The sequence below is a fragment of the Rugamonas sp. GW822-FHT03B10 genome, assembly GCF_058801745.1.
In genome coordinates, this window is sequence record NZ_JBXANP010000002.1 from 186,854 (window position 1) to 211,217 (window position 24,364).

Below are 24,364 nucleotides of genomic sequence, written 5' to 3' on the forward strand. Positions count from 1 at the left end.
TTACGCGTCTTGCTCCGGCGTGGCCGGCAGTTTTTCCACCAGCAGCACGTGGATCTGGCGCGCGTCGGCGCGCAGCACCTCGAAGCGCAGGCCGTCCAGGTCGAACACGTCGCCCTTGTGCGGCATGCGGGCCAGGTGCTTGGCCACCAGGCCGCCGATGGTGTCGACGTCGTCGTCGGGCAGGGCGGTGTCGAGTGCCTCGTTGAACTGGGTGATCTCGGTCAGCGCCTTGATGCGCCAGCGCGGGCCGAACTGGCCTTCCTTGATCGACAGGATGTTGTCCTCTTCCTCGTCGAAATCGTATTCGTCCTCGATGTCGCCGACGATCTGCTCCAGCACGTCCTCGATGGTGATCAGGCCGGCCACGCCGCTGTATTCGTCCACCACGATCGCCATGTGGTTGTGGTTGGCGCGGAAGTCGCGCAGCAGCACATTGAGGCGCTTCGATTCGGGGATGAAGATGGCCGGGCGCAACATGTCGCGCACGTCGAACGATTCCTCGGCGTAGTAGCGCAGCAGGTCCTTGGCCAGCAGGATGCCGATCACCTTGTCGCGCTCGCCCTCGATGGCGGGGAAGCGCGAGTGGGCCGTCTGCAGCACGGCCGGCATCCATTCCTCGATGGGTTTGGAGATGTCGATCACGTCCATCTGGGAACGGGGGATCATGATGTCGCGCGCCGACAGGTCCGACACCTGGAACACGCCTTCGATCATCGACAGGGCGTCGGCGTCGATCAGGTTGCGTTCGTGGGCGTCATGCAGGACGTCGAGCAGTTCCGCGCGGTTCTCGGGCTCGGGGGAGATGAGGGCGGTCAGGCGTTCAAACAGTGACCGATGGGGCTTGGCGTCAGACTTGACGCCACTAGAGTGCTCTTGCATAGGAGGCGTGAGCCGTTGTTTCGAAGGGATATAGGATACACCAAACGGACCGGCGGGGCCGATTTTGCCATTTTGGCACGGCCCGCGCCGGCTTATTCCGCGTAGGGATCGGCCACGCCCAGCCTGGCCAGGATGGCCGTTTCCAGCCCCTCCATCTCGGCCGCTTCCTCGTCGTCCAGGTGGTCGTAACCCTGGGCGTGCAGCACGCCGTGCACGATCAGGTGGGCCGTGTGCTGCTCCACCGTCTTCTTCTGCTCGGCCGCCTCGCGTTCCAGCACGTCCGTGCACAGGATGATGTCGGCCTGGGTCGGCGCGTCGTCGGGCAGATCCTCCTCGCCCTCGTTGTAGGCGAAGGTCAGCACGTTGGTCGCGTAGTCCTTGCCCCGGTAGTCGCGGTTCAGGGCGCGGCCCTCCTCGGCGTCGACGAAGCGGATGGTCAGTTCGGCCGGCGCCAGCAGTGCGGCCTGGACCCAGCGCCGCACTTTGGGACGGGTGATGCTCTCTTGCAGACGGGGATCGGGATATTGCACCGACAGGCTCAGTTTATTTTTTTCGGACATTTTTAATGGCGGTGGCTTTGAGTAAGGGGGCGATTTCGGCGTGGTGCGCGTGCGCCGTCTCGTAGGCGTCGACGATGCGCGCCACCAGCGGATGGCGCACCACGTCCTCGCTGGTGAACTGGGTGAAGGCGATGCCGCGCACATCCTTGAGCACCTGCACCGCGTCCACCAGGCCGCTCTTGAGGGTCTTGTGCAGGTCGACCTGGGTCACGTCGCCAGTGACCACGGCCTTGCTGCCGAAGCCGATGCGGGTCAGGAACATCTTCATCTGCTCGACCGTGGTGTTCTGGGCCTCGTCCAGGATCACGAAGGCGTGATTCAGGGTGCGGCCGCGCATGTAGGCCAGCGGGGCGATCTCGATCACCTGTTTTTCGAACATCTTCTGCGTGCGGTCAAAGCCCAGCAGGTCGTACAGCGCGTCGTACAGCGGGCGCAGGTAGGGATCGACCTTCTGCGTCAGGTCGCCGGGCAGGAAGCCCAGCCGCTCGCCGGCCTCGACGGCGGGACGGGTCAGGATGATGCGCTTGACGGCGTCGCGTTCGAGCGCGTCCACGGCGCAGGCCACGGCCAGGTAGGTCTTGCCGGTGCCGGCCGGGCCGATGCCGAAGCTGATGTCGTGTTCGAGGATGTTGCGCAGGTAGCGAATCTGGTGCGGCGTGCGCCCGCGCAGGTCGCTGCGGCGCGTCTTGAGCACGGGGCTGGCGATGTCCGGTTCCACGAACGGCGCCTCCGGATGCTCCTCCACCACACCGGCCAGGCCGGCCCGTTGCTCGACCAGGGCCAGCTGCACCTCCTCGATCGGCACCACCTTGTTGGCGACGGCGTAGAACTGTTCGAGGATCTGCACGGCCCGTTCGGCGTTGCTGCCGCTGACGATGAACTTCTCGCCGCGGCGGAAGATGGTGACGTCCAGCGCGGCCGAGATCTGGCGCAGGTTCTCGTCGAGCGGGCCGCACAGGTGGGCCAGCCGGACGTTATCGAGCGGCTCGGGGATGAAGTAGAAGGGCTGGACGGGGGTCTTGGTTTTCAATGGATCGCTTCGTCGTGTGGCGGGATGGCGGACCGGGCCGGGAGGCGCGCCGGGCATACAGGCGCTAGTTTACAGTAAATCACGGCGCGCATCGCAGCCCGCGCGGTCAATCCTTCTGTCAACTTTCGTGCGCCGCAATTTTGCTTTGTGTGATGAAATGGCCATGTTGCTAAGTTTTCCGGCCGATGGTTGAGGTCAAACAATCTTCGCGCCCCCCCGGGCGGCTGGAATGCTGGAGTTTGGGCATAAGATATTGCATGAAAGGCAAGCAGTCTGACGCCTTCGGAACTTGCGGTTCGCTAAGCGTGCCTTAAGTTCGTAGCAGCACCATTTCATCATCATCACAGACGAGGAACATCATGGCACACCACGCTCTCGCTTCCCAGGAAAGCTACAACCCCAACCATCTGCTCGACATTTTGCTGGGCAAGATGCAGTTGAAGAACGACGCCGCATTGTCGCGCCTGCTTGAAGTGGCGCCGCCCGTCATCAGCAAGATCCGCCACCACCGGCTGCCGGTGGGCGCCTCGCTGCTGATCCGCATGCACGAGGTGACGGGCATGAGCATCCGCGACCTGCGCGACTTGATGGGCGACCGCCGCACCAAGTACCGTTTGTCCGACGCCCAGGGCCGCCCCAAGCCGGAAGACCGCGGCGACCGCCCGGTGACCACCAGCGGCTACGCGCGCCACTGATGGCGCCGCCCCTGCCTGCCGCGCCCGACCGGCGCCGGCGGGCCTGAGGCGGTCCGTGCGCGCCGATCCGGCGCCAGCGCGCCGTCGCGCCAACTCATTCCACGCCACAGCCGGCCATCACGCCGCCGGCCACGTTGGCATCAGTTCAGCAGCACCATCGCGATCTCCCCGAACTGCAGCTCCGTCTCGCGGAACAGCTGCAGGCACGTCTCCTCATTCAGGGCCAGCGCCGTCCAGGCCACGGTCGACACGGGCGGCACCAGGCCGTCCGGCATCTGCGCCAGGTCCAGCGCGTGCACCATGGCGTCGGCCACGTGGATGATGGCGGCCAGGAAGCCGGCGCCCGGCGTCTCCGGGTCGTGGTGGCCGCCGATGGCGAGGCGCATGGTGTCCGAGAAATTCCAGTGTTCGGCCAGCGCCATGCCGGCGTCCACGTGGTCGATGCCCAGCACGGTCCGTTCCGCCTCCAGCAGTGTGCAGTCGTGCGCGGCGCGGTGCGCGATGGCCTGCGCGTACTGTTGCGGGAAGCAGGCCACCAGCACCAGCCGGCCGATGTCGTGCAGCAGGCCGGCCGTGAACGCGTAGTCCTGGTTGAAGCGCATCTGGCGCGCCAGCACCTTGGCGCAGGCGGCCGTGGCGATCGAGTGGCGCCAGAAGCGCTTGTGGTCGAAGCCCTCGCAGCGCCCCTCGGCGAAGCAGCCGGTGACGGCGGCCGCCGTGATCAGGTTGCGCGTGGTCTGGAAACCGAGGAAGGTGATCGCCTGCTGGATCGTCGTCACCTTGACCTGCAGGCCGTACAGCGAGGAGTTGGCCAGCCGCAGCGTCTTGGCCGTGAGGGCCGAGTCGTGCGACACTTTTTTCGCCAGCACGGAGATGTCGACATCCTCCTGGTCTATGCTGTTGAGCAGCTCCATCACGACCGCCGGCAGCGAGGGCAGGTCGTCCAGGTTCTTGACGATGTCGTCGTAGGTCAGGGGCGTGCTCATTCGGGGAGGTCCTCCATGCCCAACCGGAAGTCCGTCACGTAATGGCGCAGCAGGCCGGTGGCCCAGTCGGCGTCGTTGTCCGGATCGTGCTTGCGGAACAGGTGGTTGATGCGTTGTTCGTGATGTTCGCGGGTGGCGGCCAGTTCGTCCTGCGACACGGGCGGCGTGGCGATGGGCAGCACGGCGATGCCGTGGCGCGGCATCAGGTCGAGCATGGCCTCGGTCAGCACGGTGCCCTGCGGCAGCAGCACCTGGCCCTGCACATCGAGCAGTTCGTCCGACAGGACCATGCCCGGTTCGACCTGGGCCAGCGGGATGTGATGGTAAGTGGCAGTCATGGCGCCTCCGGCATTCTGTTGCCCCGATCTTACCATCGTCGCGGGGCGCTGTGTGCCGCCGGCCCGCCGGGCCGAGCGGCGCGCGCCGGCCGCGCGGAAAACAGCCCGAAACGGGCCGGAACAACGCAAAAACGGCGGCAAACGGGGGCGGCGGCCGGGCTGGCGCCGGGCAGTTCTTGCCAAGACGCATGTCATACCGTACATTGGGGCGTTGCCGTCAAATCCAGTTTCCGGCTCCGCCCGCGCGGAGCGCGGCGTTCAGGGGAGGGGTGTAGATGTTTGGTATCCAAGGTCGGCTGACGGCGCTGTTCGTGGTCATCGTCACGCTGGTGCTGGCCATCTCCGGCACCTACGCCCAGTACAGCCTTGGTCATGAACTGGAGGTGAGCAACCAGCGGCTGCGCCAGGGGGTGCTGACGCGGCTCCAGACCAGCCTGCCATCGGCCCTGTGGGACCTGGACAAGGCCAAGGTCGACAACATCGTGGCGGCCGAGATGCTGCCGCCGGAACTGGTGGCCATCCGCGTCTACGACACCTCGGTCGGCCTGTTCTCGGGCAAGCTGCGCAACGACGCCGGCGGCGTGGTGTCGATCGAGAACGACGCCCCCGTGGCCGGCGCGCCCGTGGTGGCCGACCTGGCCTACCGCGATTCGGGCGCGGCCGGCGCCTCGCTCAAGCCCGTCATCGTGGGCCGGGTGGTGGTCAACTTCAGCCGGGCCCAGATCGACGCCACGCTGGCGGCCGAGGTGCGGCGCAAGGTGACGGAAGTGCTGCTGCTGGACCTGATCCTGGTGGCGGCGCTGGCGATGTCGCTGCGCATCGTGTTCGAGCCGCTCAAGCAGTTGCGCGACGGCCTGTTCGACCTGGCCACGCGCGGCAGCGACGAGGTCGAGGAACTGGCCGACAACCGCCACGACGAGCTGGGCGAGGTGATCCGCGGCTTCAACGCCATCCAGCGCCGCGTGAAATCGATCATCGCCCGCATCCGCGAGGCCGAGGACGAGGCCCGCAAGTCGGCCCAGGAGACGGCCCGGGCGCTCGACGACCTGCGCCGCACCCAGGAATCGCTGCTGCAGGCCGAGCGGCTGGCGTCGCTGGGCGGCCTGGTGGCCGGGGTCGCGCACGAGATCAACACGCCGGTCGGCATCGCCCTCACCAGCGCCTCGGTGCTGCTGGAGGCCACCGAGAAGGTGCACCAGGCCATCGAGGGCGGCAACATCAAGAAATCCGACATCACGCGCTACGTGGAGACGGCCGGCGAGAGCACGCGCCTGATCATGAACAACGCCTACCGCGCCGCGCACCTGATCCACAGCTTCAAGCAGATCGCGGTGGACCAGGTGAGCGAGGCGCGGCGCCGCTTCGAGCTGCGCGACTACATCACCGAGGTGGTGGCCAGCCTGCAGCCCAAGCTCAAGAAGACCCACATCCACGTCACCATCGCCTGCCCGCCCGACATTGTGCTCGACAGCTATCCGGGCGCGCTGGCCCAGGTCATCACCAACCTCACGCTCAACTGCGTGGAGCACGCGTTCGAGCCGGACGCGGAAGGCACCATCGCCATCAACGTGGCGCGGGACGGCGACTGGATCGAGATGCAGGTGGTCGACAATGGCAAGGGCATCGCGCCCGACATGATCGACAAGGTGTTCGACCCGTTCGTCACCACGCGGCGCGGGCAGGGCGGCACTGGGCTGGGGCTCAACATCGTGTTCAACCTGATCGCCAAGCAGTTCTGCGGCACCATCACCGTCAGCAGCACCTTGGGCCACGGCGCCAGCTTCGTGCTGCGCATCCCGGTGGTGACGCCGGTGGACGACGCCCATCCGGCCCTGCCGGCCCAACCGGACGGACAGCTGCACGCATGACGGCGCGGCGGTGGCGGCCATTGCGCGCGCGCGCCGGCGCACGCTAGAATGGCCACCCGCATCCACCTGGCCTTGTCCGCCCCATGAACAAAGACCTCATCAAAGGCATCCTGATCCTCGTTGGCGTGCTGCTGGCGGTGGCCATTTTCGCCACGGCCGCCACCGAAGACGGCCTCCAGAAGCTCAGCTGCATGGGCCGGGCCGTGCTGCATGGCGTTTCGCTGACCAACATCCACGCCGTCTGCGGCCTTTAGGAAATTGGGGACGTGACATGTTGGTCGGCTCCTGGAATCGACAAATGTGTTAGGTCCCCAAATAAAAAAAATCCCGCGCGCGGCGGGATGCGGTTGGCGGTCGCGCTGCTCAGTCGGAGAATTTGTCGTACTTTTCCTGCCGGGTCGAACGCAGTCCGAGCAAGATCACGCCGGCCACCAGCATCAGGAATTGCGCGGGTTCGGGCACCGGCGCGGCGTCGGTGGCCGCTGTTTGCATCGACACCGGCGTGGGGGCGTAATCGTCCAGCGCCTGCAGGTCGTCGCCCGGCTGCTGGAACCCGCCATCGAGGGCGCCGCCGGCATGGCTGACCGCCGGCGACAGGTCGGCGGCGCGGCATGGCGCGCCCTTGATGGCGGCGAGGCATTGCGGCGCTTCCATCGTCACCACCGGCACGGCGGCCGCCTGCGCGGCACCGCCCGCGCCAGTCAGCAACATGGCGAGCAGGATGGGCAGATGGATTTTCATGTCAGCTCCTGGTGAACGGGCCAGCCCGGCGCTGCCTGATGGGCTGGTGCAAATGTGAAACACGATTGCGTTTTTCTGTTTACCATTAAAGCACAAGCGGTTTCAAAATAACACTAAAAATTGCAAAATATCACCATATATTTTTTCTATGCAACAGCGCCCGTCCAGCGGTTGTGGCTATGCCGGGGGCGGGCCGGGGAGTGACAATGGAAACACACTATCGGACAGACGCGCCGACGCGCGCGCAGATCGACGCCATGCCGGGTGCCGTGTTGCTTGAATTCGGCGCCAACTGGTGCGGCCATTGCATGGCGGCCCAGGCGCCGCTGGCGCAGGCACTGGCCGGCCATGGCGCGCTGACCCATATCAAGGTCGAGGATGGACCGGGGCGCCCGCTGGGCCGCTCGTTCCGGGTCAAGCTGTGGCCGACGCTGATCTTCCTGCGCGACGGCCAGGAGGTGGAGCGGCTGGTGCGGCCGCTGGCGGCCGCGCCGATCGCCGACGCGCTGGCCCGCATAGCCCCTCCGCCGCCATGAAGCCGGCGCCGCGCCGCGTCAGAACAGGGCGCTGACGTCGGGCCGGTTGGCCAGCGCGTGCCGCACGATGGCCGTCACGCGCTCGCGCTCGGCCCCTTGCAGCGGCTGGCGCGGGCGGCGCACGTTCTCGTTGCCCACGCCGGCCAGGGTTTCCACCAGCTTGAGGTTCTGCACCAGCTTGTTCGACACGTCCAGGTGCATCAGCGGCATGAACCACTGATACAGGGCCAGCGCCTCGTCCCAGCGCTTGGCCTTCATCAGCTTGTACAGGGCCACCGTCTCCTTCGGGAACGCCACCACCAGGCCGGCCAGCAGGCCGTCCGCGCCCACCGCCAGGCCCTCGAACGACAGGTCGTCCACGCCCATGAACAGCTGGTAGCGATGGCCGACGGCGTTGCGCAGGTCGGTGATGCGGCGCACGTTGTCGGTCGATTCCTTGATCGCCACGATCCATTCGCAATCGGCCAGCTCCTTGAAGTCGTCCGGCGTCAGGTCCACCTTGTACGACACGGGATTGTTGTAGACCATGATGGGCAGCTGCGCCGCCTGGGCGATGGTGCGCAGGTTGTCGCGCGCCTCGCGCGCGTCGGCCGCGTACAGCACGGACGGCATCACCATCAAACCCTGCACGCCCAGTTCATGCGCCTGCTCGGCGAAGCGGCAGGCCGTCAGCGTGCGCGTCTCGCTCACGTTGACCAGCACCGGCACGCGGCCGGCGGCCACCCGCAGCGCCGTGCGGGTCACGTCGAGCTTTTCCTCGAACGACAGGGTGCTGGCCTCGCCCAGCGAGCCGCAGGTCAGCAGGGCGTTCACGCCGCTGTCGATCTGGAACGCGAAGTGGCGCTCCATGGCGGCGTGGTCCAGCTCCTCGTTCGGTTTGAATTTGGTGGTGACGGCGGGGAATACCCCTTCCCATTTTGCTGCGGCCATGCTGTTCTCCTTGGTGACTAGCGTTACAAACGGACGAAGTGTCCCTTTATCTTGCGATGAAGCTGTCGATGCGCGCCGGCGACAGCGGCACGCGCACCGCGTCTGGCCGCCAGCCGTAGAGCAGGCCCGTGGCGCCGCCGCACACGCGGCCCTGGCACGGGCCCATGCCGCAGCGCGTGTGCAGCTTGGCGCTGCGCCAGCCCGTGTGTTGTCTTAATGCGCCGTGCGGCACGTCCTCGCAGCGGCAGACGATGGTGTCGTCGTCGGCCAGCCGGGCCAGTTCGGGGCGTGGCGCGAACGCGTGCGCCAGGCGCGCGGCGAACTTGCGCCAGCGCGCCCGTTCGGCGAACAGCGCCGGCATCGCTTGCGTATGGCCTGTGGCGGCCAGGCCGGCGATGCGGCCCTCGGCCAGCGCCAGGTCCACGCCGCCCACGCCCGTGCCTTCGCCGGCGCACAGCACGTCCGCCACGCTGGTGCGCTGCCACGGGTCCACCCGCACGGCCGGCGCTTGCGCACCGCCGCCATCCACGGCGCAGCCCAGGGCCAGCGCCAGCTCCACATTCGGCAGCAGGCCATAGCCGCAGGCCAGCAGGTCGCAGTCCCGCTGTTCGGTGCGGGCGCCGCGCTGCAGCACGACGGCGCGCAGCGCGTCGCCGCCGTGGGCGGACAGCACGTAGCTTTCGCGCAGATAGGGCACATCGCGCAACCGGCAAGCCAGTTGCAGCGCCTGTGTGACCTTGGCCGGCGTGGCCGCCAGGCCCAGCGCGAAGCGCGCCAGGCGTGGCCACGCCGCTTGTTCGATGATGGCGGCGACGTGCGCGCCCTGTTGTTTGAGCGTGGCGGCGGCGGCCAGCAGCAGCGGGCCGGAGCCGGCCACGATCACGCGCTTGCCGGCCACCGGATAGCCGCCCTTGACCAGCGCCTGCAGGCCGCCGGCGCCCGTCACGCCCGGCAGGGTCCAGCCGGGGAAGGGCAGCAGCAGTTCGCGCGCGCCGGTGGCGATGATCAGTTTTCCGTAGTTCAGTTCGATGGCGCCGGCGGGCGTTTGCGCCAGCAGCAGCCTGCCCTCCAGCGGACAGACCACGCGGCACTGGTGCAGGACGGTGACGTTGGGGGCGTTGCTCAGCGTATGCCACAGGTCGCGCGCGCGCGCGTCGGCCTGCTGCGCGGGACCGCCGCGCCAGATCTGGCCGCCCGCTTGCGGGTTGTCGTCCACCACGCCCACGCTGCCGCCATGGGCCGCCGCCGCGTGCGCCGCCGCCATGCCGGCCGGGCCGGCGCCGATCACCAGCACGTCGAAGCTGCGCTTCATGGCTGTGCTCCGTCGCGCGCGGTGCGCACCTGCATGCCGGGCGCGCACGGGGTCTGGCACGACAGCTGGTGCGGGCGGCCGTCGATCGTCACCCGGCACTCCTGGCAGACGCCCATCCCGCACAGGGGCGCGCGCGCCATGCCCGTCACGGAGCGGCGCGTGACCATGCTGCCCGCCATGGCGACGGCGGCCGCCACGCTGGTGCCCGGCGCCACCTGGACCGGCAGATCGTCGATGGTGAGGACGATGGCGTCAGGCATGGGCGCGGGCCGGGCGGTCGAAGCGGCCGGGCAGATAGGGTTGGCAGGCGATGGCGCTGCGGGCGCCCACCACCTGGTCGGCCAGCAGCTGCGCCGTGGCGAGCGAGGTGGTGATGCCCAGGCCTTCATGGCCGGTGGCCAGCCACAGGCCGCGCCGCGCGGGGCAAGGGCCGATCAGGGGCAGGCCGTCGCTGCTGGCGGCGCGCAGGCCGGTCCAGCAACGCAGCAGATTCAGTTGGGCCAGCCCGGGGGTAAAGCTGGCGGCATGACGCAGCATACGCCGCATCATGTCTGGTTCCACGGCCAGGTCGATGGTGTCGAACTGGCGCGAGGAGCCGATCAGGATTTGTCCTGTTGGACGGGGTTGCAGGTTGAAGGCGACCGACGCGCCGCTGGCGGCGTGGGCGCTCTTGATATAACCGAGTTCCACCAGCTGGTGGCGGATGAAGCCGGGATAGCGGTCGGTGATGGCCACATGGCCTTTCTTCGGTTGCACCGGCAGTTCCGGCAGCAAGGTAGTGGAGCGCGAGCCGGCCGCCAGCACCACCATGTCGGCCTGGTGGCGGCTGCCGTCGGCCAGCAGCACGCTGTTGTCCTCGATGCGGACCACGCTGCCGGCCACCAGCACGGCGCCATTGGATTGCGCGCGGTCGAGCAGGATGCGGGCGCTCTTGGGCGGATAGACGAGGCCATCGCCGGCCACCAGCAGGCCGCCCGCCAGGCCGGGGCGCAATGCAGGCTCGCGCGCATACAGGGCGGCCGGGTCCAGCAGTTCGCAGGCCACGCCGTGGCTGGCCAGCGTGTGCGCCTTGGCCCGCGCGGCCGCCAGTTCCTCCTCGTCGGCGGCGATCCAGATGGTGCCGCAGTTGCTGTATTCGTGGCGTCGCGGCTCGGCCGCGGCCAGTTCCTTCCACAGCGCCAGCGACCATGCCGTCAGCGCCAGTTCGGCCTCGTTGTCGTCCATGACCACCAGGTGGCCCATGCCGGCGGCGGTCGCGCCGCTGCCGATCGCGTCCTGCTCGATCACCGTCACGCGCAGCTCGCGGGCGGCCAGCGCGTCGGCGCAGGCCGCGCCGACGATGCCGGCGCCGATCACGATGGCGGTCTGGCAGGACGGGGAGGACATCAGCGTATGCCCCACACCAGCGGGTCGCTGGGATCGAGGATCAGGGTGGACTGGGCGTTGACCCAGGCCTGGCCACGGATGCTGGGCAGCACGCGGCCGTCCGTGGCGGCGTGGCGGTAGCTGCCTTCGAACACGCTGCCGACGATGCTCTCCTGGCGCCACAGCGCGCCTTCGGCGAGTTTGCCGTCGGCCGCCAGGCAGGCCAGCTTGGCGCTGGTGCCGGTGCCGCACGGCGAGCGGTCGTAGGCTTTGCCGGGGCAGAGCACGAAGTTCTGGCTGTCGGCGCCCGCGCGCGAGGGGGCGAAAAGTTCGATGTGGTCGATCTCGGCGCCGTCGTCGCCGGTCACGCCGGCTTGCGCCAGCGCGGCGCGCACGGCCACGGTGTAGGCCGTCAGCTGGTCCACGTTGTCGATGCGCAGTTGCTGGCCGTGCTCCGCCACCAGGAAGAACCAGTTGCCGCCCCAGGCCACGTCGCCCGTCACGGGGCCGTGGCCCGGCACGTCGACCGTCACGGCGTGGCGGCTGCGGTGGGCCGGCACATTGTCGACGGTGACGCTGCCGTCCGCGTGCAATTGCGCCTCCACCACGCCCACGGGCGTGTCGATGCGATGGCGGCCCACGCCGATGCGGCCCAGCCAGGCCAGCGAGGCCACCAGTCCGATGGTGCCGTGGCCGCACATGCCGAGGTAGCCGACGTTGTTGAAGAAGATGACGCCCGCCGCACAACCGGGAGCGTGCGGCGCGCACAGCAGCGCGCCCACCAGCACGTCCGAGCCGCGCGGTTCGCAGACCACGGCGGAGCGGAAGGCGTCGTGTTCGCGGCGCAGCGTGGCGAGCCGTTCGCTGAGCGGGCCGGTGCCCAGTTCCGGGCCGCCGGCCGTGACCAGCCGGGTCGGTTCGCCGCCCGTGTGGGAGTCGATGATGGAGATGGTTTTCATGCATCGAATCTTATGCCCGGGCCGCGCTGTTGTCTTGCACAAGCTGCGCATCGAAGATGACGAAATCTGCACAATTGTTCGGCCGGCGCCGGGCTTGCGCCTGTGCGACAATCGGGGCTGGGCCGCATGGGAAGCGGCGCGGGAGGCGGCGGATGAATGGAGCGCGGGGAGCACAGGGAGCACAGGGAGCACAGGGAGCACAGGGAGCACAGGGAGCACAGGGAGCACAGGCGCGCGGCGCGGACCATGACGCGCGGGCCGCGCTGGGCGCGCGCATCGCCGATGTGTTCTTCGCCGAACCGCTGTTCGACGCGCTGCCGGACGTGGTGTTCTTCGTCAAGGACGTGGCGGGCCGTTACGTGGTGGTCAACCAGACGCTGGTCCAGCGCTGCGGCGTGAAGCACAAGGCGGCGCTGATCGGGCGCACGCCGGCCGAGGTGTTCGCCCATCCGTTCGGCCAGACCTATCTGGCGCAGGATCTGGCGGTGCTGGCCGGCGGCGCCCAGATCGAGGACCAGCTGGAGCTGCACCTGTATCCCACGCGCGATCCCGGCTGGTGCCTGACCCGCAAGACGGCGCTGCGCGATGCGGACGGCGCCATCGTCGGCCTGACGGGCGTGTCGCGCGACCTGGCCATGGCCGACCAGAAGAATCCCGCCTACGGCAAGGTGGCCGACGCGGTGCGCCTGATCCACGAGCACTACGACCAGCCGCTGCACCTGCCCGAACTGGCGCGCACGGCCCGCATGTCGGTGGCGCAGATCGAGCGTTACTTCCTACGCATCTTCCACCTGACGCCGCGCCAGATGATCATCAAGACCCGGCTCGACGCCGCCTCGCGCCTGCTGGCCGGGCCCGACAGCGTGGCCGACATCGCCCAGGCCTGCGGCTACGGCGACCACAGCGCCTTCACGCGCCAGTTCAAGGCCACGGTGGGCGTCACGCCCAGCCAGTACCGGCACATGCTGCGGGCGTGAGCGGAACCACCGCCATATCAAGCCTGGCGCAAAATAATTTGTTGTAACGGCGCGTCAGCGCTGGCCGCCGCGGCGCTCCACCAGACCACTGGTCCGACCAATTCCAGCCTTTAGATCGCCCCCTGCGCCACGTGCGTGCGCACGAAGTCGATATGGGTCTGCATGGCGGTGCGGGCCTCCTCCGGCTGGCTGGCGCAGATGGCCAGGCACACGCTGCGGTGCTGTTGCAGCAGCTGGTCCGAGGTGGCCGGGCTGAGCTCGCGCAGCCCCGTGCCGTTGAGCGTGATGTGCTCGCGCAGCATGCTGATGATGCTGGTGTGCAGGTGCAGGAACATGGAGTTGTGCGAGGCCAGCGCGATCTGCTCGTGCAGTTGCGCGTCCACCGCCGCCTCGACCACCTTGTCGTCCACGGCGCGGGCCTGCTCCAGCTGCGTCATCAGCTCGGCGATGCGGGCCCGTTCCTGCGGGTCGGCCCGCATGGCCGCGAAGTAGGCGGTGGCCCCTTCCAGCACGCGCCGGAACTCCAGGATGTCGTCGCGCACGGCCGGGTGGTCGGCCACCAGCTGGCCCCACGGCGAGGACGACATGCCGGTGCGCAGCTGGTCGGTCACATAGACGCCGGCGCCGGGCCGGCTGCGCACCAGCCCGCGCGCGCTCAGGCGCTGGATGGCTTCCCGTATCGTGTTGCGCGACACGTCGTAGCGCTCGGCCAGCACGCGCTCGGCCGGCAGGCGCGCGTTGGCCGGCAGGCTGCCGTCGAGCAGCGCCTGTTCCAGCTTGCGCAGCACCGTTTCCACCCGTCCGCCGGTTTGCTTTTCCCGCATGTTTGCCTCCTCTGCACGTAAAACAGGCACTGGCCCAACCAATTTGTGCAGCCCCGCCGTCGCTGGGATTATGGGCGCTATAAAACCAAACCGCAAACCGCGCCGCCAACGAGGAGACATCATGAAGGACCGCGACTACCCCGCCAAACCGGAGCAGGTGTACCTGTTCGGCACCTGCGTGATCGACCTGTTCATGCCCGAGGCCGGGCTGGATGCGGTGCGCCTTCTCGAGCGCGAGGGGCTGACCGTCCACTTCCCGCGCGGCCAGAGCTGCTGCGGCCAGCCCGCCTACAGCAGCGGCAACCCGGAACAGGCGCGCGCCGTGGCGCTGGCCCAGCTCGACCTGTTCGCCCAGCCGTGGCCCGTGATCGTGCCGTCCGGCTCCTGCGCCGGCATGATGCGCCACCACTGGCCCGCCCTGTTCGAGGACGACCCGGTGGCCCACGCCAAGGCGCTGGATTTATCCAACCGCGTCTACGAGCTGACCGAATTCCTGCTGCATGTGCTGAAGCTGGCCATCCCCGCGACCGCCCCCGCCGGGCAGGCCCCGGAACGCGTGGTGCTGCACACCTCGTGCGGCGCGCGCCGCGAGATGGGCACCCGCGCCCACGGCGTGGCCATGGTGGACGCGCTGCCCGGCGTGACCCGCGCCGAACATGAACACGAGTCCGAGTGCTGCGGTTTCGGCGGCACCTTCTCGCTCAAGCATCCCGACATTTCCGGCGCCATGGTGCGCGACAAGGTGGCCGCCGCCTGCGCCACGGGCTGCGACCGGCTGGTGTCGGCCGATTGCGGCTGCCTGCTCAACATCGGCCACGCGGCGCGCCACATGGACGCGCCGCTGCCGGTCGAACACCTGGCCAGCTTCCTGTGGCGCCGCACCGGCGGCGACGAGGCGGCGACGTTGGAACCGGCGTTGAAACAAGCCTGAGGAATCCCCCATGAGCACCATGAATGCCCGCGAACTGATGCTGGGCCGCCTGCGCGCGGCCGCCCCCGCCACCGCGCAGCTGCACGCCGACGAACTCGATCAGCGCATCCGCGCCCACTACGAGCAGCGCCGCGCCGAACAAACCCCGGCCGAGCGCGTGGCCGCCATGCAGGCCGCGCTGACGGCCTCCCACGCCGACGTGTGGTGCGCCACCAGCGCCGAATGGCCGGCCCAGCTGGCCGGCCGCCTTGCGACCCAGGGCGTGCGGCGCCTGTTGCTGGACCCTGCCGCCGCCGAGGGCGCGGCCCTCAAGCAATCGCTGCCGGCGGCCGTGGAGGCGCTGCCGTTCGCCCGTCCGCTCGAAGCGTGGAAGGCCGAGTTGTTCGACAGCGTGGACGCCGGTTTCACCGTGGCCCGCTCCGGCATCGCCGCCACCGGCACGCTGGTGCTGGCGCCGGACGCCGGCACGCCGCGCACCGTGTCGCTGGTGCCGCCGCTGCACGTGGCGCTGGTGTACGCGGACACGCTGCACGTGGACCTGCAATCGGCGGCCCAGGCCGAACGCTGGGGCGACGGCATGCCCACCAACGTGGTGCTGGCGTCCGGCCCGTCCAAAACCTCCGACATCCAGCAGACGCTGGCCTACGGCGCCCACGGTCCGCGCTGGATGTGGGTCATCATCGTCACCGACCGCCCGGCGCAGGAGTAAAGCCATGAGCACCACCGCCCCACTGCAATTCATGCCGTCGGCCGACTTCCGCGCCCGCGCGCGCGCCGCGCTGGACGACCCCAAGCTGCGCAAGAGCTTCCGCGGCGCCATGGACTTCCTGCAGACCAAGCGCAGCGTCCAGTTCCCCGACGGCGACGAGCTGGAACAGATGCGCGACCTGGGCGAGGCGATCCGCCAGCACGCGCTGGCCAATCTGCCCGACCTGCTGGTGCAGCTGGAAGCCAGGTTGACGGCGGCCGGCGTGCAGGTGCACTGGGCCGCCACGGCCGACGAGGCCAACGCCATCATCCACCGCATCGCCCAGTCGCACCAGGCCCAGCGCGTCATCAAGGGCAAGTCGATGGCGAGCGAGGAGATCGAGCTCAATCACTACCTGGAAGCGCGGGGCGTGCACTGCCTGGAGTCGGACATGGGCGAATACATCGTCCAGCTGGCCGGCGAGAAGCCGTCCCACATCGTGATGCCGGCCGTGCACAAGACCAAGGCCGATATCGCCGCCCTGTTCGAGCAGCACATCCCCGGCACGCCGTACACCGAGGACGTGGACCAGTTGATCCAGACCGGCCGGCGCGCCATGCGCCAGGCCTTCGTGGACGCCGACATCGGCCTGTCCGGCGTGAACTTCGCGGCCGCCGACACGGGCACCCTGTGGCTGGTGGAGAACGAGGGCAACGGCCGCCTGAGCACCACGGTGCCGGACGTGCACATCGCCATCATGGGCATGGAAAAGGTGGTGGCCAAGCTGGAGCACATCGTGCCGCTGGCCAGCCTGCTCACGCGCTCGGCCACGGGCCAGGCCATCACCACCTACTTCAACCTGATCTCCGGCCCGCGCCGGCCCGGTGAAATGGACGGCCCGCGCGCCGTGCACCTGGTCCTGCTCGACAACGGCCGCACCCAGGCCTACGCGGACGAGCAGCTGCGCGCCACCCTGCAGTGCATCCGCTGCGGCGCGTGCATGAACCACTGCCCCGTGTACGCGCGCGTGGGCGGGCACGCCTACGGCACCACCTATCCGGGCCCGATCGGCAAGATCATCTCGCCCCACCTGCTGGGACTGGAGGCGACGGCCGACCTGGCCACGGCCTCCAGCCTGTGCGGGGCCTGCGGCGAGGTGTGCCCGGTGCGCATCCCCATTCCGCAGCTGCTGATCCGGCTGCGCACGGAGGCGAACCGCGATCCCGCGCAGCAGGTGGACAACCCGCTGCGCGGCCAGGGCGCCCAATACAGCCGCATGGACAAGATGGTGTGGCGCTTCTGGAGCGGCGCCTACGCCAGCCCCACGGCCTACCGCGCCTTCCGCTGGGCCGCCACGCGCTTGCGGGCGTTCACGCCGGCGCAGCAGATGGGCTGGACCCAGCACCGCGCGCCGCTCAAGCCGGCGCCGCGCAGCCTGGCCGATTTGTTGAAGGCGAAGGGCCAGCCGGAATAGAACAGAGCAGGGCAGGGCAGCAAAGGCCGGCGTGGACACGCCGGCCACCAGCGCAGCACCCATAAAAAGATTTTAACGAGTACCACCTTGGAGGAGTCACCATGCAAGCCTGGAATCAGATCTACACGCCGCTAGGCAGCTTGGGCCTGTCGGCCCTGGTCGCCGCGGTCCCCATCATTTTCTTCTTTGTCGCGCTGGCTGTGCTGCGCATCAAGGGCCACATCGCGGCCGCCGTCACGCTGTTGCTGGCGCTGGCCGTCGCCATTTTCGCCTACGGTATGCCGGTGCAGCAGGCACTGGCCGCCGCCGGCTTCGGCTTCGCCTACGGCCTGTGGCCGGTGGCGTGGATCATCATCACGGCCGTGTTCCTGTACAAGATCGTCGACAAGACGGGCCAGCTCGACATCATCCGCGCCTCGGTGCTGTCCATCACGGACGACCAGCGCCTGCAGATGCTGCTGATCGGCTTCGCCTTCGGCGCCTTCCTGGAAGGGGCGGCCGGCTTCGGCGCGCCGGTGGCCATCACGGCCGCGCTGCTGGTGGGCCTGGGCTTCAACCCGCTGTACGCGGCCGGCATGTGCCTGATCGCCAACACGGCGCCGGTGGCCTTCGGCGCCATGGGCATCCCCATCATCGTGGCCGGCCAGGTGACGGGCATCGACCCGATGCTGATCGGCGCCATGGCCGGCCGCCAGCTGCCGCTGCTGTCGCTGCTGGTGCCGTTCTGGCTGGTGTTCATGATGGACGGCATGCGCGGCATCCGTGAAGTGTGGCCGGCCGCGCTGGTCACGGGCGGCAGCTTCGCCTTCACCCAGTACTTCACCTCCAACTTCATCGGCCCTGAACTGCCCGATATCACCTCGGCCCTGGTGTGCCTGATCTCGCTGACCGTGTTCCTGAAGGTGTGGCAGCCAGCCAGCGCCAAGGCCACCGTGCGCGTGGGCGGCGGCGCCGCCGCCATGACCGGCTTCGGCGGCGTGGCCACCGGCGGCGCCCGCCAGACCAGCCGCGCGGCCTCGCCGTACACGCTGGGCCAGACCGCACGCGCCTGGGCCCCGTTCCTGATCCTGACGGCCATCGTCACCGTGTGGAGCCTGCCGCAGTTCAAGGCCATGTTCGGCCCCAAGGGCGCGCTGGCGTCCACCATCATCAAGATCCACGTGCCGTTCCTGGACCAGCTGGTGATCAAGACCACCCCGATCGTGACGGCGCCCAAGGCGTATGAGGCGTTGTTCAAGCTGGACCTGGTGTCGGCCGTGGGCACGGCCATCCTGCTGACGGCCATCATCTCGGCCGCGCTGCTGCGCATGAAGCCGCGCGCCGCCGTCGCCGCCTTCGGCCAGACGGTGCTGGAACTGCGCCGCCCCATCCTGTCGATCGGCCTGGTGCTGGCGTTCGCCTTCGTGGCCAACTACTCGGGCATGTCGTCCACGCTGGCGCTGGTGCTGGCCGGCACGGGCGCCGCGTTCCCGTTCTTCTCGCCGTTCCTCGGCTGGCTCGGTGTGTTCCTGACCGGCTCGGACACCTCGTCCAACGCCCTGTTCTGCTCGCTGCAGAACACGACGGCGCACCAGATCGGCGTGTCCGACACGCTGCTGGTGACGGCCAACACGACCGGCGGTGTGACGGGCAAGATGATTTCGCCGCAGTCGATCGCGGTGGCGTGCGCGGCGACGGGCCTGGTGGGCAAGGAGTCGGAACTGTTCCGCTTCACGCTCAAGCATAGCCTGCTGTTCGCGGCGGTGGTGGGGGTGATCACCACGCTGCAAGCCTATGTGCTGGCGGGGATGATCCCGCACTAAGCGGTGACTTCGGCGGCGGGCCGGGATCGCCGGCCCGCCGTCTTATCGGCTTAATGATCGGCTTATGGCCGGCCTATGGGCGATACGCGATGTGCACGTCGTTGATGGTGCCGTGGAAGGTGAACGGCGCCTGCTCGAAGTAGTCGAGCGAGACGGGCGAGCCGCGGTCGGTGCCCACGTCCAGCGTCTCGGCGGCGCTGAAGGTGAGGGCGGCCGTGTAGGGCGCCGTGCCCCTGGCCACCTCGGCGCCGTCGACCGACAGCGTCAGGTCGGCCGGGCCGCCGCGCCGCCAGGTCGTCATCTTCGTGTCGACCGTGATCACGGTGCGCCCGGCCGGCAGCTTGCCCTTGGTGCGCAATTTGGTGCGCGCCAGGTTGAAGCTGTTGTACTCGTAGGTCAGCACGCCGTCCTTCACGTACAGGGCCAGGCCGCCGCCGGCGCCGCCCAGCGCGTACAGCACGCCGTTGGCGTTCTCCGGCAAGTCCACGTCCACCGTCACGCGGTTGTTGTGGGACTTGATGTTGGGCGCCATCATTTCCGGGATGCGGGTCGAGGCGGCGTTCAGGTGCCACTCGGCCTTGTCGTCGTATTTGCGGGGCCGCACCATCACATCGAAACTGGCGCCGATCGGATAGACCTTGTTGTCGCGGGCGTCCGCATCGAACTTGCGTTTCAGTTCCGCCAGCTTCTCCGGATACTGCGCCGCCAGGTCGTGGGCCTGGCTGTAGTCCGTGTTCAGGTTGAACAATGTCCACTGGTCGTCCTCCGGTTTCCAGTTGAGCCAGCCGAAGTGGTCGCCCAGCCAGCTGGTGTTGGTGACGATGGACAGCTTGCCGGCCAGCGACACCAGCCCGCTCTGGTCGGCCACCCATGGCTTGCGCGGCCCCATGGCCGACGCCATCCAGCCGTCCGCGTACTCGCCCCGGCTCCCCATGATCTCGAAATACTGTTGCCGCTTGTGGCCGGGTGCCTTGGCGTTGTCGAAGGTGTCGGCCAGGCTGGCGCCGTCGTACGGCTCCTGCGCCTTGCCGTCGATCTCGGCGGGCGGGGTGAAGCCGAGCACGTCGTAGATGGTGGGCGCGATGTCGTTCACGTGCAGGAACTGGCTGCGCAGGGCCGTGTCGGGCTTGATGCGGGCCGGCCACGAGATGGCCATCGGGGTGCGGGTGCCGCCCAGGTAGCCGGCCACCAGCTTGGTGCCGACGAACGGGGTTTCGCCGGCCCAGGCCCAGGCGGCGTGGTAGTGGCCTTCGATTTTCGGGCCGCCCAGCGCGGCCAGGCCGCCGTAGTTGTCGTCCAGCGCCTTGATCTGCTGCTGCGGCGTGGTGATGATGCCGTTCAGGCCCGTGAGCGAGGCGATCGAGCCCTGCATGCCCTCGGACGAGGCGCCGTTGTCGGAGAAGATGTAGAAGATCAGGGTGTTGTCGCGCAGGCCCAGGCGTTCCAGCTCGTCGACGATCTTGCCGGCCTGGGCGTCGGTGTGCTCGAGGTAGCCGGCGAACACCTCCATCAGGCGCGCCTGGAACCGCTGCTCCTCGGCGCTCAGGCTGTCCCAGGCCGGCATCTCGGCCGGGCGCGGGGTGTTGGCCGTGTCGGCCGGGATCCAGCCCATGGCCTTCTGGCGCGCGAAGGCGCGCGCGCGGTAGGCGTCCCAGCCGCTGTCGAACTTGCCCTTGTACTTGTCGCTCCACTGCTGGAACACCTGGTGCGGCGCGTGCACGGCGCCCGGCGTCCAGTACAGGAAGAACGGCTTATCGGGGTTGCTGGCGTGCTGCTGGTCGATCCAGGCGATGGCCTTTTGCGCGATGTCCTCCGTGAAGTGGTACTTGGGGTCGTGCGGCGACTCGACCAGCGTGGTGTCGTTGACCAGGTTGGGGCTGTACTGGTCCGACTCGCCGGCCAGGAAGCCATAGAAGTGGTCGAAACCGTAGCCGGTCGGCCAGTGGTTGTACGGCCCCTGCGCGCCCGTCTCGTGGGTCGGGGTGTTGTGCCACTTGCCGAAGGCGGCGCTGACGTAGTGGTGGCGGTGCAGGATCTGCGGGATGGTGGCCGCCGTGGCGGGGATGACGCCGGTGTAGCCGTCGGCGTCGGTGGCCGCCTCGGTCACCGTGCCGTTGCCGACCCGGTGGTGGTTGCGCCCCGTGAGCAGGGAGGCGCGGGTGGCCGAGCTGATGGCCGTGGTGTGGAAGGCGTTGTACTCGATGCCGGTGCGGGCGATCCGGCTCAGGGTCGGGGTGTGGATCTCGCCGCCCACCGTGTCGGCCTGGGCGAAGCCGGCGTCGTCGAGCATGATGATGACGATGTTGGGCGGCTTGCCCGGCTGCGCCGTGGCCGGGCGCGGCGCGGCGGCGGGGGCGTCGCCGGGCGCGCCGCCGGGCGCGGGCGCGGGCGCGCCCGGCTGCTGGGCATGGGCCGGCAGCAGGCCGGCCATGGCCATCAGGCCCAGCGACAGCGCGGTTTTACGGGGAGGACGGGATGGCGGTACTCTCATGCGATGCTCCGGAAGTGGTGTTCGGGGTGTTGCGGTTCGATGCGTGGGCGCGGCCTCAGGCCGCGTGCGTGCGCGGTTCGGGCGCGCGCCGGTAGGCGCTGGGCGGCACCCCGTTCAGGCGCTTGAAGCAGCGGCTGAAGTTGGCCACGTCCGAGTAGCCGAGCTGGTAGGCGATCTCGGACACGGCGAACTTGCCGCCGTCGAGCAGGCGCTTGGCGCGCTCGTTGCGGGTGCGCATGGCCAGCTCGCGGTAGCTGACCCCCTCCAGCTCCAGGTAGCGGTCCAGCGTGCGCGACGAGATGTTGAGCTGGCGCGCCATGTCGTCCAGCGTCGGCTGGTGGTCGTTGGCCTCGCGCAGCATCATCTCGATCCAGTCGCGGTACTCGCCCGGCGCGCGGCATTCCTGGATCATCTGCTTGCACTGGGCCTCGGCCTGGCGGAAGGCGCGCTGGTCGTGCATGGGCAGCGGCAGGTCCAGCACGTCGGCCGCCATGACGATGCGCACGGTCGGCATGCCGCCCTCGCGGAAGTGGACGCGGGCCGGCTGCAGGCTGCGGTAGCGCTGCGCGTGGGCCGGCTCCGGCATGGCCATGTGGATCTCGTAGGGGCCGACCCGGCCCTGGCTGAGGGCCATCAGCTGCACGTGGGCCGACAGGGCCAGCATCTCCAGATAGAAGCCGACGGTGGCGCGGTGCAGCGCCGTCACCGGCTGGAACAGCACCTCGGCCACGTTGCCGCGGCGCTGGTAGCGCAGCGTGAACAGGGGCATGATCAGCCGGTAGTAGCGCGCGGCGAAGTGCAGCGCCTGGTCGATGGTGGCGCAGCTGATCAGGCCATAGCCGACGATGTCGTGCGAATTGAGCTTGATCAGCCGGCCCAGTTCGAAGCCCAGGTCGCCCCGGCCCGTGAGCCGCGCCACCTCCATCACCAGGGTGTCGATCTGGCTGGTGGTGAGCCGGGCGTGCAGGTCGTTCAGCGAGCGGATCTGGGCCGTGCTGAGGGCGTCGCGGCAGGGCGTGCCGTTGGCCTCCACGTAGTCGATCAGCTGGGCGAAATAACGGGCCGGCACGAACAGTTCGTTGCTTTTCATAGCGCCTCCGGAGGTTGGGTGCCCGGGTTGCGTCAACACTAGCATGGCCCGTTCCGTCAGGCCAGCTTGCCGACGCGGTCCGCGGCCTTTTGCGGGACCGACTGTTGCGCCGCTGCCGCCTGGCGCCGCGCGCCCAGCCAGCCGCGCAGCAGGAACACGGCCAGCAGCGCGGCGCCCAGCACGAAGCGCGCGTCCGGGATGATCACCTCGGACGAGGTGGGCGCCAGGATCAGCTCCAGCGACAGCATCTTGTACGGCTCGATCGGCGCATAGGCCGGATCGGTCAGCAGCTTGAGGAAGGCGCGGCGGCTGGTGTAGCGCACCAGCAGCACGCGGCTCCAGTGGTCGAGGCCGGCGCGGTGCTCGATCAGGTTGGGGCCCTGGGTGTTGCCCGCGTACAGGGCGTAGCCGCCGGCCTTGAGCAGCAGGCGCGTCGCGCGGTCCTCGTACTCGGCGTTGGCCTGTTGCGGCGTGCCGCTCAGCCGGGGCGCGCCGGGCATGGTGTGCAGGCGGTCGAAATAGCGCATCAGGTTGAGCATGTAGACGGGCTGGCCGTCGTCGGCCTCGCCCCAGGCGCGCAGGCTTCTCAGCACGGCCGGCTTGTCGGCCGCGTCGAACGGCAGCTTCTCGTCCACGTAGCGCACGGCGGCGTCGATCTCGGCGGCGCTCAGGCGGTTGTCGATCACCATGCCGGGGTTCTGCCACACGCAGAAGGCCAGGAACAGGACGGCGAACACGATGCCGAGGCGGGTTTGGGTCAGTTTGAAGGACATGGCGCGATGGCTCCGTTGCGTTGGATGGGGGCGGCTCACAGCCAGCCCATTTTTTTCGAATCGACGAGGATCAGTTTCATCAGCAGCGCGCGCGACAGGCGGCGCAGGTGGTAGATCATGCGGGCGTAGGGGCCGGGCAGGGCGATGCCCCTGCCGCTGCGCACGGCGTCGACGATGGCGTCGGCCACCACGGCCGGCGGCGCGCCGTTGTCGCGGTAGTACTGGCCCAGCTTCTCGACCTGGCCGGCCGTGATGATGCGGGCCACGTTGCCGGCCCCCATGGCGGCGATCGGGGTGTTGATCACGCCGGGGCAGATCACGGAGAAGCCCACGTGCGAGCCGGCGTGCTCCAGCGCCAGACTGTCCGACAGGCCCAGCACGGCGTGCTTGGAGGCGGCGTAGGCGCTCATGTTGCAGGCCGGCGCCAGGGCGGCGGCCGAGGCCACGTTGACCACGTGGCGCGGGCCGGACGCGCCCAGCATGGCCGGCACGAAGAAGTGGCAGCCGTGCACCACGCCCATCAGGTTCACCTGCAGCACCTTGTGCCACCAGTCGAGCGGCGTGTGCAGGAAGGGGCCGAGGTAGGCGATGCCGGCGTTGTTGACCAGCACGTCGAGCGGCCCCACGGCCGCGTGCACGTCGGCCGCGAAGCGCGCCATGGCGCCGGCGTCGGCCACGTCGACGACGAAGGTGCGGCACGACGCCCCCAGCGCCCGCACCTGCTGCGCCGTCGCCTCCAGCGCGTCGGGGTGGATGTCGGACAGCAGCAGGCTGGCGCCGTGCAGCGCGAACGCCAGCGCCGTCTCGCGGCCGATGCCGCTGGCGGCGCCGGTCACCAGCACGTGCTTGTTGTGTAGATCGGGAACGGCCATGGTCTCCTCGTGGTGTGGCTGCCGTCTGCGCGGCGGTCGTTGGATGGAGCGATTATGTGGCCGCCTTCGCCGGAAAACTTGTGATTTCCTGCCATCCGGGCGCGGATGGAATTACTTGAGTGCGCAAGTATCGGCAACCATCGGCCGCCATCGGCGGCCAGCAGCTTGGCAGATAATCACAAGTTTTCGGGGCGCGACGACGCTACGATCTGGCCATCCGTCGTCCACCGAGAAAGCCCGAAT

General features: G+C 68.9%; 25 protein-coding genes. 9 read left to right on the plus strand and 16 right to left on the minus strand.

Annotation, left to right across the window (positions count from 1 at the left end; all coding sequences use genetic code 11):
* The 3 genes from AC1RQG_RS04050 to AC1RQG_RS04060 all read right to left on the minus strand — a co-directional run bounded on the left by AC1RQG_RS04050 (nt 1) and on the right by AC1RQG_RS04060 (nt 2,469).
* The gene (locus tag AC1RQG_RS04050; RefSeq protein WP_493128556.1) at nt 1–879 is read right to left on the minus strand and encodes a CorC family transporter; all 879 of its coding nucleotides are present in this window, start codon (nt 877–879) and stop codon (nt 1–3) included.
* 92 nt (nt 880–971) lie between these two features.
* Entirely contained in the window at nt 972–1,439 is a 468-nt protein-coding gene (gene ybeY, locus AC1RQG_RS04055) for an rRNA maturation RNase YbeY (protein ID WP_493128558.1), read from the minus strand.
* The gene (locus AC1RQG_RS04060) at nt 1,423–2,469 is read right to left on the minus strand and encodes a PhoH family protein (protein WP_493128560.1); all 1,047 of its coding nucleotides are present in this window, start codon (nt 2,467–2,469) and stop codon (nt 1,423–1,425) included. The genes ybeY and AC1RQG_RS04060 overlap by 17 nt, the downstream gene beginning before the upstream one ends.
* A gap of 359 nt (nt 2,470–2,828) precedes the next feature.
* Here AC1RQG_RS04060 and AC1RQG_RS04065 point away from each other — a divergent pair, with 359 nt between their 5' ends.
* A complete protein-coding gene (locus AC1RQG_RS04065; protein ID WP_493128562.1) occupies nt 2,829–3,164 on the plus strand; it encodes a hypothetical protein in 336 nt (111 codons plus the stop codon).
* Between the two features lie 140 nt (nt 3,165–3,304).
* On the opposite strand, the gene AC1RQG_RS04070 is transcribed toward AC1RQG_RS04065, so the two are convergent.
* Together AC1RQG_RS04070 and AC1RQG_RS04075 are read right to left on the minus strand one after the other, a co-directional pair.
* The gene (locus AC1RQG_RS04070) at nt 3,305–4,150 is read right to left on the minus strand and encodes an HDOD domain-containing protein (protein WP_493128563.1); all 846 of its coding nucleotides are present in this window, start codon (nt 4,148–4,150) and stop codon (nt 3,305–3,307) included.
* A complete protein-coding gene (locus tag AC1RQG_RS04075; RefSeq protein WP_493128564.1) occupies nt 4,147–4,488 on the minus strand; it encodes a hypothetical protein in 342 nt (113 codons plus the stop codon). Before AC1RQG_RS04075 ends, AC1RQG_RS04070 begins: the two co-directional genes overlap by 4 nt.
* Before the next feature lie 275 nt (nt 4,489–4,763).
* On the opposite strand from AC1RQG_RS04075, the gene AC1RQG_RS04080 reads away from it, so the two are divergent.
* A complete protein-coding gene (locus AC1RQG_RS04080) occupies nt 4,764–6,356 on the plus strand; it encodes a sensor histidine kinase (RefSeq protein ID WP_493128566.1) in 1,593 nt (530 codons plus the stop codon).
* Nucleotides 6,357–6,439: 83 nt separating this feature from the next.
* Entirely contained in the window at nt 6,440–6,610 is a 171-nt protein-coding gene (locus tag AC1RQG_RS04085) for a hypothetical protein (RefSeq protein WP_493128568.1), read from the plus strand.
* A gap of 109 nt (nt 6,611–6,719) precedes the next feature.
* On the opposite strand, the gene AC1RQG_RS04090 is transcribed toward AC1RQG_RS04085, so the two are convergent.
* Nucleotides 6,720–7,097 carry a hypothetical protein gene (locus tag AC1RQG_RS04090; protein WP_493128570.1) on the minus strand — a complete coding sequence of 126 codons (378 nt, stop codon included), beginning with the start codon at nt 7,095–7,097 and terminating at the stop codon, nt 6,720–6,722.
* Nucleotides 7,098–7,303: 206 nt separating this feature from the next.
* On the opposite strand from AC1RQG_RS04090, the gene AC1RQG_RS04095 reads away from it, so the two are divergent.
* Nucleotides 7,304–7,633, plus strand: a complete 330-nt coding sequence (locus tag AC1RQG_RS04095; protein WP_493128572.1) for a thioredoxin family protein — start codon at nt 7,304–7,306, stop codon at nt 7,631–7,633.
* An 18-nt stretch (nt 7,634–7,651) separates the two neighbouring features.
* Here AC1RQG_RS04095 and AC1RQG_RS04100 read toward each other — a convergent pair whose 3' ends face one another.
* Genes AC1RQG_RS04100 through AC1RQG_RS04120 form a run of 5 tightly spaced genes read right to left on the minus strand, consistent with a single transcriptional unit; the run spans nt 7,652 to nt 12,199 of the window.
* Nucleotides 7,652–8,563 (minus strand): dihydrodipicolinate synthase family protein, encoded by a 912-nt coding sequence (locus AC1RQG_RS04100; protein WP_493128574.1) that lies wholly within the window; start codon nt 8,561–8,563, stop codon nt 7,652–7,654.
* 46 nt (nt 8,564–8,609) lie between these two features.
* Nucleotides 8,610–9,875: an FAD-dependent oxidoreductase gene (locus AC1RQG_RS04105; RefSeq protein WP_493128576.1), complete on the minus strand. Its 1,266-nt coding sequence runs from the start codon at nt 9,873–9,875 to the stop codon at nt 8,610–8,612.
* Nucleotides 9,872–10,135, minus strand: a complete 264-nt coding sequence (locus AC1RQG_RS04110; RefSeq protein ID WP_493128578.1) for a (2Fe-2S)-binding protein — start codon at nt 10,133–10,135, stop codon at nt 9,872–9,874. Before AC1RQG_RS04110 ends, AC1RQG_RS04105 begins: the two co-directional genes overlap by 4 nt.
* The gene (locus tag AC1RQG_RS04115; protein ID WP_493128580.1) at nt 10,128–11,261 is read right to left on the minus strand and encodes an NAD(P)/FAD-dependent oxidoreductase; all 1,134 of its coding nucleotides are present in this window, start codon (nt 11,259–11,261) and stop codon (nt 10,128–10,130) included. The genes AC1RQG_RS04110 and AC1RQG_RS04115 overlap by 8 nt, the downstream gene beginning before the upstream one ends.
* Nucleotides 11,261–12,199: a 4-hydroxyproline epimerase gene (locus tag AC1RQG_RS04120; RefSeq protein WP_493128582.1), complete on the minus strand. Its 939-nt coding sequence runs from the start codon at nt 12,197–12,199 to the stop codon at nt 11,261–11,263. The genes AC1RQG_RS04115 and AC1RQG_RS04120 overlap by 1 nt, the downstream gene beginning before the upstream one ends.
* Before the next feature lie 152 nt (nt 12,200–12,351).
* Between AC1RQG_RS04120 and AC1RQG_RS04125 the strand changes: the two genes are divergently transcribed.
* A complete protein-coding gene (locus tag AC1RQG_RS04125; RefSeq protein WP_493128584.1) occupies nt 12,352–13,176 on the plus strand; it encodes an AraC family transcriptional regulator in 825 nt (274 codons plus the stop codon).
* Nucleotides 13,177–13,286: 110 nt separating this feature from the next.
* On the opposite strand, the gene AC1RQG_RS04130 is transcribed toward AC1RQG_RS04125, so the two are convergent.
* On the minus strand, nt 13,287–14,000 hold the full coding sequence (locus AC1RQG_RS04130; protein WP_493128586.1) for a FadR/GntR family transcriptional regulator: 714 nt from the start codon (nt 13,998–14,000) through the stop codon (nt 13,287–13,289).
* A gap of 121 nt (nt 14,001–14,121) precedes the next feature.
* On the opposite strand from AC1RQG_RS04130, the gene AC1RQG_RS04135 reads away from it, so the two are divergent.
* The 4 genes from AC1RQG_RS04135 (at nt 14,122) to AC1RQG_RS04150 (ending at nt 18,895) form a co-directional block, all read left to right on the plus strand.
* Entirely contained in the window at nt 14,122–14,931 is an 810-nt protein-coding gene (locus AC1RQG_RS04135; RefSeq protein WP_493128588.1) for a (Fe-S)-binding protein, read from the plus strand.
* A 19-nt stretch (nt 14,932–14,950) separates the two neighbouring features.
* Nucleotides 14,951–15,640 carry a LutC/YkgG family protein gene (locus tag AC1RQG_RS04140; RefSeq protein ID WP_493129279.1) on the plus strand — a complete coding sequence of 230 codons (690 nt, stop codon included), beginning with the start codon at nt 14,951–14,953 and terminating at the stop codon, nt 15,638–15,640.
* A 4-nt stretch (nt 15,641–15,644) separates the two neighbouring features.
* Nucleotides 15,645–17,093 (plus strand): LutB/LldF family L-lactate oxidation iron-sulfur protein, encoded by a 1,449-nt coding sequence (locus AC1RQG_RS04145; RefSeq protein ID WP_493128590.1) that lies wholly within the window; start codon nt 15,645–15,647, stop codon nt 17,091–17,093.
* A 101-nt stretch (nt 17,094–17,194) separates the two neighbouring features.
* Nucleotides 17,195–18,895 carry a lactate permease LctP family transporter gene (locus tag AC1RQG_RS04150; RefSeq protein WP_493128592.1) on the plus strand — a complete coding sequence of 567 codons (1,701 nt, stop codon included), beginning with the start codon at nt 17,195–17,197 and terminating at the stop codon, nt 18,893–18,895.
* A gap of 73 nt (nt 18,896–18,968) precedes the next feature.
* Here the strand turns inward: AC1RQG_RS04150 and AC1RQG_RS04155 are convergent, their stop codons facing one another.
* From AC1RQG_RS04155 to AC1RQG_RS04170, 4 genes are read right to left on the minus strand one after another with little or no spacing between them, the layout of a single operon-like run.
* Nucleotides 18,969–21,386, minus strand: coding sequence for a sulfatase family protein (locus AC1RQG_RS04155; RefSeq protein WP_493128594.1), 2,418 nt, complete (start codon nt 21,384–21,386; stop codon nt 18,969–18,971).
* A gap of 55 nt (nt 21,387–21,441) precedes the next feature.
* Nucleotides 21,442–22,476: an AraC family transcriptional regulator gene (locus tag AC1RQG_RS04160; protein WP_493128596.1), complete on the minus strand. Its 1,035-nt coding sequence runs from the start codon at nt 22,474–22,476 to the stop codon at nt 21,442–21,444.
* Between the two features lie 56 nt (nt 22,477–22,532).
* Nucleotides 22,533–23,249 (minus strand): hypothetical protein, encoded by a 717-nt coding sequence (locus tag AC1RQG_RS04165; protein WP_493128598.1) that lies wholly within the window; start codon nt 23,247–23,249, stop codon nt 22,533–22,535.
* Between the two features lie 35 nt (nt 23,250–23,284).
* The gene (locus AC1RQG_RS04170; protein ID WP_493128600.1) at nt 23,285–24,121 is read right to left on the minus strand and encodes an SDR family NAD(P)-dependent oxidoreductase; all 837 of its coding nucleotides are present in this window, start codon (nt 24,119–24,121) and stop codon (nt 23,285–23,287) included.
* Nucleotides 24,122–24,364 lie beyond the last annotated feature (243 nt).